Raw genomic sequence first — 15,321 nt, forward strand, 5'->3', positions numbered from 1 at the left:
GAGCGCCCATGTACGACTGGCTCAATGCACTGCCCAAAGCAGAGCTGCACCTGCACCTGGAAGGCACGCTCGAACCCGAGCTGCTGTTCCGGCTGGCCCGGCGCAACGGCGTGGCGTTGCCGTGGCCCGACATGGATGCCCTGCGCGCGGCCTACAACTACGGCAACCTGCAGGAATTCCTCGACCTGTACTACCGCGGCGCCGACGTGCTGCGCACCGAGCAGGACTTCTACGACCTGACCTGGGACTACCTGGTCAAATGCCACGAGCAGAACGTGGTGCACACCGAGCCCTTCTTCGATCCGCAGACCCACACCGACCGCGGCGTGCCGTTCAAGGTGGTGCTGGACGGCATCAGCCAGGCGCTGGAAGACGGCCGCAAGAAGCTCGGCATCAGCAGCGGCCTGATCCTCAGCTTCCTGCGCCACCTGCCCGAAGAACAGGCCATGCGCACGCTGGAAGAAGCGCTGCCCTACCGCGACGCTTTCATCGCCGTGGGCCTGGACAGCAGCGAAAAGGGCTTTCCACCGCGCCTGTTCCAGCGCGTCTTCGACCGCGCCCGCGCCGAGGGCCTGCCGGCCGTGGCCCACGCCGGCGAGGAAGGCCCGCCCGAATACATCTGGGAGGCGCTGGATCTGCTGAAGGTGCTGCGCATCGACCACGGCGTGCGCGCCGCCGAGGACCCGCGCCTGATGGCGCGTCTGATCGACGAGCAGATCCCGCTGACCGTGTGTCCGCTGTCGAATACCCGCCTGCGAGTATTCGACCACATGTCGCAGCACAACATCCTGTCGCTGCTGGACGCCGGCGTGAAGGTCACGGTCAACTCCGACGACCCGGCCTACTTCGGCGGCTACGTCACCGAGAACTTCCACGCGCTCTACGAGCACCTGGGCATGAGCCAGGCGCAGGCCCAGGCGCTGGCCGACAACAGCATGGATGCGCGCATCCTGAAGTAGGCGCGGCAGGCCCGGCCGCGCCCACGGCGCAGGTATGCGGGTTGCGCATGACCCGGTTCGAAACCGGCATGCCTGCCCGCCCCCATTCGTCCCTACCATAGTCCCGAGCGGATGGCGGCCCTGCACGCCGTCCGCCGAAAACCAGGACGACAAGGGACCAGACCATGACTGACACCGTTCAGGCCAACCTGCGCGCCGGCAGGTTGACCGGTGTGCGCGAGGGCGGCGCCTGCCGCTTCAGCGCCATTCCATATGCCGAACCGCCCTTGGGTGCGCTGCGCTTCGCGCCGCCCCAGCCGGCCCGCTGGCGCGGCCCGCGCGATGCCTCCCGCCCCGGCAGCGTGGCGCCGCAACTGCCCTCGCGCCTGCGCGGCGCCATGGGCGACTTCGTGGCGCCGCAGGCGGAAGACTGCCTGCACCTGACGGTGTGGACGCCCGCCGCCGACGCGCGCCGCCGGCCGGTGGTGGTGTGGCTGCACGGCGGCGCCTGGCAAAGCGGCGGCGGCGCGCTCGACTGGTATGACGGCGCGTCCCTGGCGGCGCGCGGCGACCTGGTGGTGGTGGCGGTGAACTACCGGCTGGCCGCGCTGGGCTGGCTGCACCTGCCGGGCGAGACCGCCAACGTCGGCCTGCTGGACCAGGAATGCGCCATCGACTGGGTGCTCGACAACATCCAGGACCTGGGCGGCGACCCGGCCCGCGTCACGCTGATGGGCCAATCGGCTGGCGCCTCGTCGATCTGCGCCATGCTGGCGCGGCGGCCGCGCTTTGGCCGCGCCATCCTGCAAAGCGCGGCGCTCGGCCGCGGCTTTCGCAGCAGCGCGCAGGCCGCGGCGCTGGGCCAGACATTCCTCGCCGCCGCCGGCGCCGATACGCTGGAACAGGCCCGCGCCCTGCCCGTCGAGCGGCTGCTGGCGGCGCAACAGGCGCCCGAAGTGGCGACGGCCCTGCAGGCCGAAGGCAGCCGCCGCAGCCTGTTCGGTCCGGTGCTCGATGGCCAGGTGCTGCCCGTCGACATCGAGCCTGCCTTACGGCGGGCGGCTGGCCGCGCCGATGTGCTGGTCAGCTACACGCGTGACGAAATGGCGGCATTTCCCGGCGGCGACGGCCCCGACTGCGCGCCGACCAGCGAGGCCGTGTTCGGCGCGCCTTCGCGGCAGTGGGCCGCCGACGCCACGGCCCAGGGTCGGCAGGCGTGGCTGGCGCGCTTCGACGTGGCGCCCACGGCGCGCTTTCAGGCCTGCCATTGCATCGAACTGCCGTTCGTCTTCGACACGCTCGCGGCCTTTGCCGACGCGCCGATGCTGCGGGGCCTGGCGCCGACGCAGGCCGCCTCCCTGGCGCGGACCACGCAACGCGCCTGGATTGCCTTCATCCGCGGCGAGACGCCCGCGTGGCCGGCCGCGCCGCACCTGGAACGGCTGGCCTGAAGTCCCGCGCCGGGCGCATGACCCGGCGCGTCCAACATCGACAAGGGGAATACCAATGCTCAAGCAATTTGCCATCGCGCTCGCGCTGCTGCTGCCCGCCGCCGCCGGCGCGGCCTATCCGGACAAACCGGTCAAGATCATCGTCTCCAATCCGCCGGGCGGTCCGGTCGACGTGATGCTGCGCGTGCTCGCCAGCAAGCTGTCCACCGCCTGGGGCCAGGCGGTGGTGGTCGAAAACAAGCCCGGCGCGTCCGGCATCATCAGCACCGGGGCGCTGGTCAAGTCGGCGCCGGACGGCTACACGCTGGGCATGGTGGTGGCGTCGTCCGTGACCATCGTGCCGTTCGCGGTCGACCACCTGCCGTTCGATCCGCAGAAGGACCTGCAACCGGTGGCGCTGGTGGCGCGCACGCCGTTCCTTTTCATCGTGCCCAGCGACAGCCCCATCAGGACCTGGCAGGACTTCGTGCGCGAGAGCAGGGCCCGCAGCCTGACGGTGGGTTCGTTCTCGATCGGCACCGCCTTCCACCTGGTGTGGGAACAGACGGCGCGACGCGCCGGCATCAAGGCGCTGTACATCCCCTCGTCCTCGTCGGGCAAGACGCAGAACGATCTGATCGGCGGCCAGCTCGACGTCGGCCTGGACGCCCCTTCCAGTTCGAAGGGCTTGATCGACAGCGGCCGCCTGCGGGCGCTGGCCATCACCAGCCCCGAACGTTTTCCCGGCCTGCCGGACACGCCCACGCTGCGCGAATCGGGCATGGGCGACTACGCGCCGCAGCCGTGGATCGGGCTGATGGCGCCGGCCGGGGTGCCGGCCGACCGCGTGGCGCGGATCCAGCAATCGGTCGCGGACATCCTCAAGGAACCGGCGATGAAGGCGCAGATGGAGGCGCTGGGCATGATACCCATCGGCGGCAGCGCGCAGGAACTGGCCGACACCATCGCCGCCGATCGCGCGCAGATGGCCCCGCTGATCAAGGAACTGGGCATCAAGCTGCAGTAGCCGCGCCCACCAGCCGCAGGAACGAGGGAATCAGGCTGGCGGCCAGCGCCTCGGCGTCGGCCGCGCCGCGCGCGATGCTGTCGTCCACCGCGCCATGCATGCCGTGATACAGCAGGATCGCGGTCAGCCCGGGCTGCGCCAGTTGCCAGCAGCCGGCGGCCTGGCCGGCGCGCAGCATGCCCTCGACCTGCTCCAGCACCGCCGCGCGTTCAGCGGCGCCGCGATGCGGGTGGTTGACGTCGTGGAACACGACGTCGTGCAGCGCGTAGCCGTCGAAATAGGCGTGCACGCCGGCGCGCGTCCAGGCCTGCAGGCGCGCCACGCCATCGTCCGGCGCGCAGGCCGCCATGGCCGCGTCGATGCGGTCCAGGAAGCCTTGCGAGAACTTCACGCGCAGCGCCGCCAGCACGTCCGCCTTGGATGAAAAGTAATGATAGAAGGTGCCCTTGGCCACGCCGGCCTGCGCCACGATCTGGTCGATGGTGGTGGCCTCGACGCCCTGGCGCACGAACAGATCTTCGGCGGCCGCCATCAGTTCGTCCAGGCGCACCGACGCGGGCTTGGTGCGCGGCGTGGCGGCGCTGGCATTGGCGCCGCGCCGGGTGTCCGGCTTGCCGGCGGGCCTGGAGTCCGGCTTGCGGGCGGGCCGGGTATCCGGCCTGGCGCCAGGCTCGGCGTCGGGCTTGGCGTCGGGCTTGCCGGGGGACTTGGCGGAACGGACCATCGCGAGCGGGAATCCTTTCATTTTCAACGATCCGCAGTGTAGAGGACGCGCCCCGCCTGCCGCCCGCAAAACGTCCGGGAATGCGTCTTTTTATTTATTGACCGACGGTCAGTCGATTACTAGAATACGGCTTTCCCTCCCCTTCACGGCCCTTCCGCATGCTTGCCTCCCGCCGCCGCGCCCTGGTGTTCGCCGTCAACCTGGGCAGTTTCATCACCATCCTGGACATCAGCATCGTCAATGTCGCCCTGCCCACCATGCAGGCGGCGCTGCGCATCGACATGGCCGGCCTGCAATGGGTGGTGGACGCCTACGCGCTGTTCCTGTCTGCCTTCATGCTGTCGGCCGGGCCGCTGGGCGACCGCTATGGCCGCAAGCGCTCGTGGCTGGCGGGCGTGGCGCTGTTCACGCTGGGTTCGGCCTTGTGCGGGCTGGCCGACAACCTGCCGCTGCTGCTGGCGGGCCGCGCGGTGCAAGGCGTGGCGGGCGCGCTGCTGATCCCGGGCGCGATGTCGCTGCTGACCCAGGCCTTTCCCGACCCCGCCGAGCGCGCCCGCGCCATCGGCCTGTGGGCCTCGTGCAATGCCATCTCGCTGATCGTGGGGCCCATGCTGGGCGGCCTGCTGGTGGCGCACTTCAGTTGGCAGAGCATCTTCCTGATCAACCTGCCGGTGGGCGCGCTGGCGATCGCGCTGGGCGCCTGGGGCATCCAGGAAAGCGCGCATCCCGAGCATGCCGCCTTCGATCCGCTCGGGCAGGCCCTGAGCGTGGTCTGGCTGGGCGCGCTGACCTATGGCCTGATCACTGCCGGCGAACACGGCTGGCAGGCGCCGGCCACCCTCGCCGCACTGGCCGTTGCCGCACTCGGACTGATCGCCTTCCTCTGGGTCGAGCACACCGTGGCGCGCCCCATCCTGCCGCTGGGCCTGTTCCGCGACGCCGGCTTCGCCAGCACCAACTTCGCCTCGTTCGTGATGGGATTCGGCGCCTACAGCAGCCTGTTCTTCTTCTCGCTCTACCTGCAGCACGTGCGCGGCCTGACGCCGCTTGAGACGGGCTGGCAACTGGCGCCGCAGTTCGTGGCCACCGGCATCGTGTCGACGGTGTTCGGCCGGTTGAACCAGCGCTTCGGCCTGCCCGGGCTGATGATCGCGGGCTATGCCATGGTCGGCGCGGCCATGCTGGGCATGATGCGCTTCGACGCCCACACGCCTTATGCGCTGTCGGGTTCGCTGATGGTGCTGCTGGGCCTAGGCATGGGACTGTCGGTGCCGGCCACCAGCATGGCGGTGATGGCGACCGTGCCGCGCGAGCGCTCGGGCATGGCCTCGGCCACCATGAATGCGCTGCGCCAGACCGGCATGACCATCGGCATCGCGCTGCTCGGCGCGCTGATGAGCAGCCGCGCGGTCGAGCACCTGGCCGCGGCGCTGGCGCGGCTGGGCCAACCGGATGCGCAGGCGGTGGCGCGCGTGGCGGTCACCCAGCACGCGCTGCCGGCGCAACCCGATGGCGTGGCGGCGTTGTTCGCCGACGCATTGGCCAGCGGTTTCCATGCCGCCATGGCCGGCGCCGGCGTGGCCTCGCTGCTGGCGGCGCTGGTGCTGCTGCGGGTCACGCGCGGCGCGCGGCCGGTGCTGCGGGCCGCGTAGGCGACAGGCGCGCGCATCGTCGCGGCGACGCCGGACGCCACCGCGTGGGTCCGACGACGCTGCGCGGGCCTCGCGGCGAGTCGCCGAAACCCAGGCGGGGCGCGCAATTCCAAGGCGCGGAATTCCAGCGCCCGGAATCAAACAGCGGCGTTTTTAAGCAGGCGTAACAAGCGCGCCGCCGCGCATGCGCTCCGGTAATATCTCCGCCCAATAACAGGTTAACAACCAAGAGGAGACATGCCATGCAACACCGCAAGATCCTGTTTCGCCTGGCCCCGCTGGCGCTGGCCGCGCACCTGGCGCTGAGCGGCGCCGCCGCCGCGCAAAGCGCGCCCGGCACGCAGGGGCCGCTGGCGCCGGCGCCCATGCCGGAACTGGCCGCGCAGATCGACCAGCGCGCCAAGGCCATCGAAGACAAACTCATCGCCTGGCGCCGTGACATCCACCAGCATCCCGAACTGGGCAACCAGGAAACGCGCACGTCCAAGCTGGTGGCCGACCATCTGCGCGCGCTCGGCATGGAAGTGAAGACCGGCGTGGCCGGCACCGGCGTGGTGGCGCTGCTCAAGGGCGGCAAGCCCGGCCCGGTGGTGGCGCTGCGCGCCGACATGGACGCGCTGCCGGTCAAGGAGCAGGTGGACGTGCCGTTCGCCTCCCAGGCCAAGGGCACCTACCTGGGCAAGGAAGTGGACGTGATGCACGCCTGCGGCCACGATGCCCACACCGCCATCCTGATGGCCACCGCCGAAGTGCTGGCCGGCATGAAGGACCAGTTGCCCGGCAGCGTCAAGTTCATCTTCCAGCCGGCCGAGGAGAGTCCCGCCGACTTCGAGCCGGACGGCAAGAAGATCTGGGGCGCCAAGATGATGGTGCAGGAAGGCGTGCTGGACAATCCCAAGGTTGACGCGATCTTCGGCCTGCATGTCTCCAGCAGCTATCCGGTGGGCAAGCTGTCGTGGCGCAGCGGCCCGGCGATGGCCGCGGCCGACCAGTTCTGGATCGACGTCACCGGCAAGCAGACGCACGGCGCGCGGCCGTGGTCGGGCATCGACCCGATCGTGGTCAGCTCGCAGATCATCCTGGGCCTGCAGACCATTCCCAGCCGCCAGATCAACAGCATGCTGGAGCCGGCCGTCATCACCGTGGGCGCGATCCACGGCGGCAACCGCATGAACATCGTGCCGGACAGCGTCGCCATGACGGGCACCATCCGCACGTATGACGAGGGCATGAAGAAGGACATCCACCAGCGCATCGAGCGCACGGCCACGCAGATCGCGCAGAGCGCCGGCGCCAAGGCCGACGTGCGGGTGGTGGAACTGTACAACGCCACCGTCAACAATCCCGGCCTGACCGAGCAGATGGGCGGCACGCTGCGGCGCGTGGCGGGTGAAGGCAACTACGGCCTGCAGCCCAAGTCGACGGCGTCCGAGGACTTCTCGTTCTACCAGGAGAAGGTGCCGGGCATGTTCTTCTATCTTGGCGTCACGCCCAAGGACGTCAATCCCGACACCGCCGCGCCCAACCATTCGCCGCGCTTCTATGTGGACGAGTCGGGCCTGATCAACGGCGTGCGCGCATTGTCCAACCTGACGGTCGACTACATGGCCAAGGCCAGGCAAGGCGGCTGACAACGGGCCCCCCCGCCCGCGCTCTGCCGGCGGCGCGACGGGCGGCGCAAGCGCAAGGCGCGCGCCCCGTCCGCCGCGATAGGCGGCGGGCATAAGCAAACCGCCATAAAGTCTTTGTGGCGGAAGGCATGGTTTCCTACAGTACGGCCCTTGGCCGCCAAAGCGCCGACTCGCCATGCCGATCTCCCGCCGCCGATTCCTGCTCGCCAGCACGCTGGCCCTGCCGCTTGCGCATCCCCGCCGGGCGCGCGCCGCCGCCTGGCCCGAGCGCCCCATCCGCCTGGTGGTGACGTTCCCGCCGGGCGGCGCCAGCGACATTGCCGCGCGCGTCATCGCGCCGGCGCTGGGCGAACTGCTCGGCCAGTCCATCGTGATCGACAACCGTCCCGGCGCCGGCTCCACCATCGGCGCGACGCAGGTGGCGCAGGCCCCGGCCGACGGCTACACCCTGCTGATGTCGAACTCGGCGCCGCTGTCGATCTCGCCGGCGCTGATGCCCCAGCACCACTACGATCCGCTGGCCAGCTTCCGCCACGTGGCCTACCTGGGCGCGGTGCCGACCGCGTTCGTGGTGCATCCGTCGGTGCCGGTCGAGACCTTCGCGCAACTGACCGAGTGGATCAAGGCGCAGCCGGCGCCGGTGCAGTACGGCAGCGGCGGCCTGGCGTCGGTCGGCCAGATCGTCGGCGAACTGTACGCGCGCCAGACCGGCGCGCGGCTCGAACACATTCCGTACAAGGGCTCGGGCGCGATGCGCAACGACCTGCTGGGCGGACAGATCCGCTTCGCGGTCGACGCGCTGCCGCAGAACCTGCCGTTCCTGCGCACCGGCCAATTGCGCCTGCTGGCCGTGACCACCGCGCAGCGCGTGCCGCAGGCGCCGGAGATTCCGGCGGTGGCCGAGCTGGGCTATCCCGGCCTGGTGGCCGAGAATTTCGTCGGCCTGTCAGGCCCGGCGGGCCTGCCCGACGCCGTCAGCGAACGCCTGTACGACGCCTTGACGCAGGTGCTGCGCACCCCCGATATCCGCGCCAAACTGGAAGGGCAGGGCTTCGTGCTGGCGCAGAAGTCGCCCGCCGAATTCGCCGACTTCGTGCGCCGCCAGGCCGATACCTGGGGCCCGGTGGTGCGGGCGACCGGAGCCAGCCTGTGAGCGTGCGCCGGTTGCTGGTGCTGTTCGGCCAGGCCGGCCGGGGCGGGTTCAACGAAGCCGCCGTGCAGGGCGCGGCGCGCGCCGCGCGCGCGGGCCACGCCCTGCAGGTGGAATGGATCGCGAACAACGACCCCGATGCGCGCGCCGAGCGCCTGGCGGCGCTGTGCGCGGACGCCCCCGACCTCGTCATCGTGCATGGCGGCCAGGGCGATGTGCCGGTGGCGCGGGTGGCGCCGCGCTTTGCGCGCACGCAGTTCGCCATCACCCAGGGCAGCCACCATGCGGCCAATGTCGCGTCCTATGAAATCCTGCAGGAGCACACGGCCTTCCTGGCCGGCGTGCTGGCGGGCCTGCGCGGCGGCGCCGCGCATCTGTCGGGGGAACGCGTGCGGCCCGGGCTGAAGGGTCGCGCCGCCTATGCCGACGGTGTGCGCCGCGTAGTCGGCCAGGATCCGCTGACCGGCTTCTGCGGCAACCAGCACGACCCGGCGCTGGCCGAGGCCTGGACCGACGCGCTGGCCGCCGACGGCGCGCGCGTGGTGTTCGCGATGATGGATGGCGGCCGCGACGGCATCACCCGCGCCTGCCGCCGCCGCGGCCTGTGGCAGATCGGCAATGTGCTGGACTGGGTGGCGCGCGATCCCGCCGTGTATCTGGCGTCGGCGCTGGCCGATTCTGGCTTGTGCGTGGAACGCGCCGCGGCCGATCACGCCGCCGGCGCGCTGCGGGTCGGCGCGGTCACGCACTTCGGCCTGGAAGCGGGCGCATCGCTGCGGCTGGCGCTGGGCGCGGACGTCGGCGCGGAGGAACGCCGCGTGCTGGACGACTGGTCTGCGCGGCTGGCTCGCGGCGAGATCGCGGTCGCGTCCGACTACACGGGACGGGAATTCGCCCCGCCGGCCCGATAGCCGCATGCCCCTGCCGCCTGGCGATGAACGAACGGAACGGACAGCGCATGGTGTCCGCGATGATTGACGCACGCCCGCCCCCTCGCTACAGTGACCGCCGACCCTGGCCGGCGATGCTGCCGCCGGCCGGCCCGCGAATCTGACGGCGCCCTGCGCCCCTTCCCCGGAATCTTCCATGAACAGCTACCGCGTCGGCATCGCCGGCTTCGGCGCCATCGGCCAGGCCGTGGCGCAATCCCTGGATGCCGGCCTGCCCGGCCTGACGCTGGCCGCCGTGGCCGTGCGCGATCCCCAGGCCGCGCCCGCGGTGGCGTGGCAGAACGCCAGGCCGGTATTCACCACCATCGGCGCGCTGGCCGAACATTGCGACGTGGTGGTCGAATGCGCCCCGGCCGCCGTGTTCCGCGAACTGGCCGAGCCGGTGCTCACGGCCGGCAAGAAGCTGGTGGTGCTGAGTTCCGGCGCGCTGCTGCGCCACGACGACCTGATCGAGCTGGCGCGCCGCCACCACGGCCAGATCCTGGTGCCGTCCGGCGCCATCCTGGGCCTGGATGCGATCACCGCCGCCGCCGAGGGCGAGATCCATTCGGTCACGATGATCACGCGCAAACCGGTGCGCGGCCTGCTGGGCGCGCCCTACCTGACCGACAACAACATCGATATCGACGGCATCACCGAGCCGCGCCTGATCTTCCGCGGTTCGCCGCGCGAGGCGGCGGTGGGCTTCCCGGCCAACCTGAACGTGGCGGTGAGCGTCTCGCTGGCCGGCATCGGTCCGGACCGCACCACGCTGGAGATCTGGGCCGACCCGTCGCTGGAACGCAATGTGCATCGCGTCGAGGTGGTGTCGGATTCCGCCTCTTTCTCGATGGAAATCCAGAACATCCCGTCGGCCAATCCCAAGACCGGCCGCATCACCGCGCAAAGCGTGATCGCGGCGCTGCGCAAGCTGACCGGCCCGCTGCGGGTCGGCACCTGACCGGCGCCCGGGCACGCCGGGCGCCGCCCGTGCTCGTGCCAGCGGCCGGCCGCTGGGAGCCGGCCGCACGGCAGAACGCCTCGCGCCGGCCTCAGGCCGCCGCCCGCGTCAGCACCGGCCCCGGCGCCGCGGCCAGCGGTCCGGCGCGCCAGCCCCCCTCTCCGTCCAGGTCCAGCCGATGGGTGTGGAACGCGTCCAGCGTGCTGCGGTGGCCGACGCTGACCAGCATGGCGTCTGGCAACTGTTCGCGCAGCAGGCCGTAGAGCATGTGTTCCAGCCCTTCGTCGGTGGCCGATGTGGCCTCGTCCAGGAACACGATCGCCGGCCGGTTGAACAGCACGCGGGCGAACGCCACGCGCTGCTGCTCGCCGATCGACAGGATGCGCGACCAATCGGCCTCGTGGTCCAGCCGCGCGGCCAGGTGCCCCAGATTCACCGCCCGCAGCGCGGACGCCAGGCGCGCGTCATCGCCGGCCTGCGCATGCCCGGGATAAGCCACGGCATCGCGCAGCTTGCCCAGCGGCAGATAGGGGCGCTGCGACAGGAACAGCGCGGCCGCGCCCTGCGGCCGCCGCACCGTGCCCTGCGCGTAGGGCCACAGGCCCGCCAGGGCGCGCAACAGGGTGGTCTTGCCGCTGCCCGAAGGCCCCTTGATCAGCAGGGCCTGGCCCGGATGCAGCGCCAGGTCCAACCGCCGCAGCAGCGCGCGGCCATCGGGACGCGACACGTCCAGTCCGCTGATTTCCATGGCGTGCGGCAAGGGCAGCGCCGCGATCGCCGGCAGATCGCGCGCCGCCGCGTTGGCGTCGAGGAAGCCGGCCAGGCGGTTGAGCGTGGCGCGGTACTGCGCGAAGGCATCGTATGAGGTGCGGAAGAACGACAGCGAGTCCTGCACCTGGCCGAAGGCCTGAGAGGTCTGCATGACGTCGCCCAGCTTGATCGCGCCGCTGAAGAAGCGCTGCGCCTGCAACAGGAACGGGAACACCACGGCCACCTGGCTCACCACCAGGTTGAAGCCGTCGAATTTCAGGCCCCGGTATACCCGCTCCCACAGGTTGGCGATATAGGCCGAAAAGCGCGCCCACAGCGTCGCCCGTTCGACCTCCTCGCCCTGGTAGAAGGCCACGTTCTCGGCATTCTCGCGCAGCCGCAGCAAGGCGTAGCGGAAGTTGGCGGTGAGCCGTTCGGACAGGAAGTTCAGCAGGATCAGGGGCCGGCCGATGCGGAACGCGAACAAGGTGGCGATGAGCACGTACACGTACACCATGAATACCATGGCGCGCGGGATCTCCACGCCAGCCACCTCGAGCGCGCCGGACAGGTTCCACAGGATGCCGGTGAACGCCACCAGCGACACCACCGCGCTCAAGGCGCCGATCGCCAGCGAGCGCGAGCCGCTCACGAACAGGGCGATGTCCTGCTCGATGCGCTGGTCGGGGTTGTCCACCGGTTCGCCCACGAAGTGGCCGCGGTAGTAGGCGCGCGCGCCAAGCCAGTCGCGCGTCAGGCGGTCGTTGAGCCAGACCCGCCAGTGGATGTCGAAGGCCTGGCCGGCGTAGCTGTCGACCAGGGTACGAATCACGTGCACCGTGGCCAGCACCGCGAAGATGCCCAGCAAGCGCCAGAATGCGTTCGGATCGAGCGCCTGCAGCGCGCTGTAGAAGCCGTTGTACCAGAACGAAAACAGCACGGTCATGCGGACCGCGAACATCGCCAGGAACAACAGCGCGGCCAGCGTCAGCAGCGGGCGCCAACTGCGCCGCGGCGTCAGGTAGGGCCAGGCCAGGCGCCAGAACTTGCGCCCCCAGTCGGTCCAGCGCGCCAGCGCCAGCGTCGCCACTGCCAGCGCGACCACGCTGATGCCAAACGCGCGCGCCAGCCAGAGCGCGCTTTCCCACAACTGCTGCTGCCAGTTCAGGTCCATGAAGAGCCCCTCTAACGTCGTTTCTGTTTAGAGCGGCCGGGGCGTCGCGGTTCCGGGGGAAACGGCTTCTTAAGCGTGGCTTAAGCGTTCGCCGGCGCAACTGAATGCGCAGTGAAAGGTCAATGCCCGCCCAGGTCCAGGTTGGCGAACAAATCAGCCAGGGTCGGCACCGAGCGGGCCGGCCAGATCGCGCTCAGGTCGAAGCTGGGCAGGCGCTCGCCGTCGCGCACTTCGCAAAAGCGCACGCCGCGGAAATCCATCGAGCGGATCCAACTGGGCAAGAGCGCCACGCCGCAACCGCCGGCCACGCACGCCAGCACGGTCAGGGTGCGGTTGGCCTCCTGCGCCACGTGGGCGTCATGGCCGCCCTTGCGCATGGCATCGAGAATGTCGGCGTAGAACGCCGGCAGTTGTGACTGCGGGTACATCACCAGGCCGGCCTGCGCGATCTGCGCCATCGAGACCCGGCCATCGGCGGCGACGTCGAACTCGTCCGGCACCGCCGCCACCAGCCGGTCGCGCAGCAGTTGCCGCTCGCGCATGCGCCCGCCCACCGCCACCGGCGTATGCATCAGGCCGATGTCGATCTCGCCGGTCTGCAGGGCGTCGGCCTGCTCGGCATTGCTCATCTCGCGCAGGATCACGCGCACGCCGGGCGCCTGCCGACGCATCTCGCGCAAGGCGCGCGGCAGCGTATCGAACAGCGCCGACGACACCAGCCCCACCGTCAACTGGCCGGCGCTGCCGCGGCCGATCTCGCGGGCGCGGCGCGCGGCGGCGTCGATGCGCGCGACGCTGGCGCGCACGTCCTCCAGGATGGCCTGGGCCGCGGGCGTGGGCGTGGTGCCCTGGCGCGAGCGTTCGAACAGGCGCACGCCCAGGTCCTTTTCCATGCGTCCCAGGGCCTGGCTCAACGCCGGCTGGGCGATGCCCAGCCATTCGGAGGCGCGGCTGACGCTGCCGTGGTCCACCACCGCCAGGAAGTAGCGCAGATGCCGGGTTTCCATATCAATCCAATATAAATAAAGCAATTTTCCAGAATGGAAAACTATACCCTGCCTCCCTAGAATGCCGCTTACAGAACCTTACAGAACGCGCGGGGCATGGACCCCGCCCAGGAGACTGCCTTGCCCCCCTCCGTCACCGGCCTCGCCGTCGACAGCCACGCCCACGTCTTCCTGCAGGGCCTGGCGTTGGCGGACACCCGCCGCCACACCCCGGACTACGACGCCCCGCTGGCCCAATACCTGGGCCTGCTGGACGCGCACGGGCTGTCGCATGGCGTGCTGGTGCAGCCCAGTTTCCTGGGCACTGACAACAGCCACCTGCTGGAGGCGCTGCGCGCCGCGCCGGCGCGGCTGCGCGGCGTGGCGGTGGTGGACACGGCCATCGACGAGGCCGCGCTGCGGGCGCTGGCCGCGGCCGGCGTGGTCGGCATCCGGCTCAACCTGATCGGCCTGGCCGTGCCCGACCTGCGCACGCAACCGTGGCAGTCATTGCTGGCTCGCGTCAACGCGCTCGGCTGGCACGTCGAGATCCACCTGCAGGCCGCGCGCCTGGCCGATATCATGCCGGCGCTGCTGCAGGCCGGCTGCCGCGTGGTGGTGGACCACTTCGGCCGTCCCGACCCGGCGCTCGGCGTGGCCGACCCCGGCTTCGGCTACCTGCTGCGGCAGGCCGACAGCGGCCGGGTATGGGTCAAGCTGTCCGCCCCTTACCGCAACTGGACCGGCGAGGCCTGTGCCAGCGCTGGCCGCGAGGCCGCGCGCCAACTGCTGGACGCCTACACGCCCGCCCGCCTCATGTGGGGCAGCGACTGGCCCCACACCGAGCATCGCCACCTGGCGTCCTACCCCGCGTCCATGCGGTGGCTGGCCGACTGGATCGACGACCCCACGCAACGGCGCGCCGTACTCGCCGAGACACCGTTGCGGCTGTTCCAATTCCAAGGAGAATTCTGATGACCCCTCTGATCCAACGCCTCGCGCGCCGCGCCAGCCTGCTGGCTGCCGCCGGCCTGCTGGCCGGCGCCGCCGGCACGGCAACCGCCGCCTACCCCGAGCGCGCCGTTACGCTGGTGGTGACCTACCCGCCCGGCGGCACGGTCGACGTGGTGGCCCGCCTGATCGGCCCCAAGCTGGCGGCTGAACTGGGCCAGCCGGTGGTCATCGAAAACCGCGGCGGCGCCGGCGGCATGATCGGCGGCGCCGTGGTCGCCAAGGCCCAGCCCGACGGCTACACGCTGATGCTGGACGCCTCCAACCACGCGCAGAACCCCGCGCTGCATTCCAAGATGCAGTTCGACACCCTGACCGCGTTCGCGCCGGTGTCGCTGCTGTTGCGCGTGCCCAACGTGCTGGTGGTGACCCCGTCGTACGAGGTCAAGACCGTGGCCGACCTGATCCGCCTGGGCCAGCCCGACAGCAAGGAACACGTCTATTTCGCCTCGGCCGGCCCCGGCTCGGCCCAGCATCTGGCCGGCGAACTGTTCAACCTGCTGGCCAAGACCCAACTGCAGCACGTCGCCTACAAGGGCGGCGGCCCGGCCATGATCGACGTCATGTCGGGCCAAGTGCCGGTGATGTTCGCCAGCATGGGCTCGGCCTGGCAGCACGTGAAGAACGGCAAGCTGCGCGCGGTCGCCGTGGGCGGCTCGGAGCGTTCCAAAGCGGCGCCGGACCTGCCCACCATCGCCGAATCCGGCGTGCCCGGCTACGAGACGTATGAGTGGAACGCCGTGTTCGCCCCGGCCGGCACGCCGCCGGAAATCGTCAACCAGGTGTCGCAGGCCCTGGCCAAGGTGCTGAAGGACCCGCAGATCGCCGAACAGCTCGAAGGCATCGGCGCCGAGCCCATCGGCTCCACCCCCGCCGAACTGGACACGTTCCGCCGCGCCGAGATCGCCAAGTGGCAGCGCGTGGTCAAGGAAGCCGACCTGAAACTGGATTGAGTACC

Annotated in this window: 13 protein-coding genes; 10 read left to right on the forward strand and 3 right to left on the reverse strand. The window is 70.5% G+C overall.

Annotated features, from left to right (window positions below; genetic code table 11):
• Positions 1–8 precede the first annotated feature (8 nt).
• The 3 genes from AAID08_RS18560 (at position 9) to AAID08_RS18570 (ending at position 3,395) form a co-directional block, all read left to right on the forward strand.
• Entirely contained in the window at positions 9–959 is a 951-nt protein-coding gene (locus AAID08_RS18560; protein WP_064527830.1) for an adenosine deaminase, read from the forward strand.
• Positions 960–1,123: 164 nt separating this feature from the next.
• A complete protein-coding gene (locus tag AAID08_RS18565) occupies positions 1,124–2,389 on the forward strand; it encodes a carboxylesterase/lipase family protein (protein ID WP_395756749.1) in 1,266 nt (421 codons plus the stop codon).
• A 55-nt stretch (positions 2,390–2,444) separates the two neighbouring features.
• The gene (locus AAID08_RS18570; RefSeq protein WP_116791776.1) at positions 2,445–3,395 is read left to right on the forward strand and encodes a tripartite tricarboxylate transporter substrate binding protein; all 951 of its coding nucleotides are present in this window, start codon (positions 2,445–2,447) and stop codon (positions 3,393–3,395) included.
• Here the strand turns inward: AAID08_RS18570 and AAID08_RS18575 are convergent.
• Positions 3,382–4,140, reverse strand: coding sequence for a TetR/AcrR family transcriptional regulator (locus AAID08_RS18575; RefSeq protein WP_343719808.1), 759 nt, complete (start codon positions 4,138–4,140; stop codon positions 3,382–3,384). The genes AAID08_RS18570 and AAID08_RS18575 overlap by 14 nt on opposite strands.
• A 137-nt stretch (positions 4,141–4,277) precedes the next feature.
• Here AAID08_RS18575 and AAID08_RS18580 point away from each other — a divergent pair, with 137 nt between their 5' ends.
• The 5 genes from AAID08_RS18580 to AAID08_RS18600 all read left to right on the forward strand — a co-directional run bounded on the left by AAID08_RS18580 (position 4,278) and on the right by AAID08_RS18600 (position 10,442).
• The gene (locus AAID08_RS18580) at positions 4,278–5,771 is read left to right on the forward strand and encodes an MFS transporter (RefSeq protein WP_395756750.1); all 1,494 of its coding nucleotides are present in this window, start codon (positions 4,278–4,280) and stop codon (positions 5,769–5,771) included.
• A gap of 242 nt (positions 5,772–6,013) precedes the next feature.
• Positions 6,014–7,402 carry an amidohydrolase gene (locus AAID08_RS18585; RefSeq protein WP_064527838.1) on the forward strand — a complete coding sequence of 463 codons (1,389 nt, stop codon included), beginning with the start codon at positions 6,014–6,016 and terminating at the stop codon, positions 7,400–7,402.
• Between the two features lie 175 nt (positions 7,403–7,577).
• Positions 7,578–8,555, forward strand: a complete 978-nt coding sequence (locus tag AAID08_RS18590) for a tripartite tricarboxylate transporter substrate binding protein (protein ID WP_064527840.1) — start codon at positions 7,578–7,580, stop codon at positions 8,553–8,555.
• The gene (locus AAID08_RS18595; RefSeq protein WP_064527842.1) at positions 8,552–9,463 is read left to right on the forward strand and encodes a BMP family ABC transporter substrate-binding protein; all 912 of its coding nucleotides are present in this window, start codon (positions 8,552–8,554) and stop codon (positions 9,461–9,463) included. Before AAID08_RS18590 ends, AAID08_RS18595 begins: the two co-directional genes overlap by 4 nt.
• 175 nt (positions 9,464–9,638) lie before the next feature.
• Complete coding sequence (locus AAID08_RS18600; RefSeq protein ID WP_054502000.1) at positions 9,639–10,442, forward strand: aspartate dehydrogenase; 804 nt, start codon at positions 9,639–9,641, stop codon at positions 10,440–10,442.
• Positions 10,443–10,533: 91 nt separating this feature from the next.
• Here the strand turns inward: AAID08_RS18600 and AAID08_RS18605 are convergent, their stop codons facing one another.
• Positions 10,534–12,366: an ABC transporter ATP-binding protein/permease gene (locus AAID08_RS18605; RefSeq protein ID WP_116791780.1), complete on the reverse strand. Its 1,833-nt coding sequence runs from the start codon at positions 12,364–12,366 to the stop codon at positions 10,534–10,536.
• A gap of 119 nt (positions 12,367–12,485) precedes the next feature.
• Positions 12,486–13,373 (reverse strand): LysR family transcriptional regulator, encoded by an 888-nt coding sequence (locus AAID08_RS18610; protein WP_064527846.1) that lies wholly within the window; start codon positions 13,371–13,373, stop codon positions 12,486–12,488.
• 120 nt (positions 13,374–13,493) lie between these two features.
• Here AAID08_RS18610 and AAID08_RS18615 point away from each other — a divergent pair, with 120 nt between their 5' ends.
• Complete coding sequence (locus tag AAID08_RS18615) at positions 13,494–14,327, forward strand: amidohydrolase family protein (RefSeq protein ID WP_395756751.1); 834 nt, start codon at positions 13,494–13,496, stop codon at positions 14,325–14,327.
• The gene (locus AAID08_RS18620; protein ID WP_064527850.1) at positions 14,327–15,316 is read left to right on the forward strand and encodes a tripartite tricarboxylate transporter substrate binding protein; all 990 of its coding nucleotides are present in this window, start codon (positions 14,327–14,329) and stop codon (positions 15,314–15,316) included. The genes AAID08_RS18615 and AAID08_RS18620 overlap by 1 nt, the downstream gene beginning before the upstream one ends.
• The last annotated feature ends 5 nt before the right edge of the window (positions 15,317–15,321 follow it).

The organism is Achromobacter sp. EB05 (assembly GCF_044232075.1).
GTDB lineage: Bacteria > Pseudomonadota > Gammaproteobacteria > Burkholderiales > Burkholderiaceae_B > Achromobacter > Achromobacter dolens.